Below are 1,075 nucleotides of genomic sequence, written 5' to 3'. Positions count from 1 at the left end.
AGAGCACGATGATTCCGCCGGCAACTCTCGCGGTCGACCACACCCCGTCGGCAAATGCGACGCTCGCCTGCGTCATGTTGCCGCTCATGAACGAAACGAAAGGCCCACCGAGCGTGATGAATCCGAGCGCGTCGACGTAACCGGCCAACCCGGCGAGCGCTGTCGCCAGGCCGATCAGCGACCTGCTGTATCCCGTCACCCGACGAGCTCGGTTCAGCTCAGCTTGCTGGTGCGCAGCTCGTGGCCCTTGGACGTCTTGCAGCGGCCGGTCTCGAGATCCCACTGCCAGCCGTGCAGATCGCAGGTGAGGTTGGTGCCGTCGACGACACCGAACTTCGACAGGTCCGCCTTGAGGTGGGGGCAACGACGCTGAATCTCGTACCCGCCCAACTCGATAGACGCGCTGTCGTCGTGGGCCTCGGCGAACCAGCCGTCGGCGTACGCGATGCGCTCGTCGGTGAGGCACTTGAAGAACGTGTAGAGGAATTCGTTGTACCCACCGATGCGCCACGCCGTGAAGCGTGTCGACAGGAAGATGGTGTTGACCCAGTCGGGCTCGTCGTCGCGCAGAACGGTGCGAACCAGTTCGGGAGCGATGCGGAAGCCGTAGCGGTACTTACCTTCTCCGTCGATGGGCTCACGAACGATCCGCTTCGGGAAGTCGAGGACGACCGTCTCCTCTCCCATCACGAGTCCGACGGGGTAGCCGATTCCGTCGCAGATCAGATCGGACTGAGCCATGATCGGCTCGAACTTGGCCTTGAGACCGTCGAGCAGCGGCTCGCCTTCGGCCGGAGCCCACGTGGCCTTCTGCGCGGCGATGACCGGTGCCATCTTCTGCGCCATCTTCTCGATGTACTCGGCCTTGTTGGAGAAGATCTTGTCGACGTCTGCGTCCGGGATGGGATGCGTCAGCGCGACCTTCTCGCTTCCGCGAAGTTCGACGGCCGAGCCGGGGATCATCAGCAGACCACGATCGTTGCCGTTGATGCGCATCTGCTCGAGGAACGTGATCTGGTCGGGGAAGATGTTTCCCTCGTCGCCGTGATCGTCGTTGAGGTAACGCAGGTCGTCG

2 protein-coding genes are annotated in these 1,075 nt (G+C 63.1%); both read right to left on the bottom strand.

What is annotated here, in order from left to right; all coding sequences use genetic code 11:
• Positions 1-199, bottom strand: a 199-nt coding sequence (locus A2J01_RS21935; RefSeq protein ID WP_156519351.1) for a DUF1275 family protein, incomplete at its 3' end; no start/stop codon positions are given.
• 14 nt (positions 200-213) lie between these two features.
• The coding region (locus A2J01_RS21930; RefSeq protein ID WP_156519350.1) for a Rieske (2Fe-2S) protein at positions 214-1,075 on the bottom strand (862 nt) is incomplete at its 5' end.

This window comes from Rhodococcus sp. EPR-134, from assembly GCF_001647205.1.
GTDB lineage: Bacteria > Actinomycetota > Actinomycetes > Mycobacteriales > Mycobacteriaceae > Rhodococcus_F > Rhodococcus_F qingshengii.
This window is presented reverse-complemented; position numbering and strand designations above follow the sequence as displayed.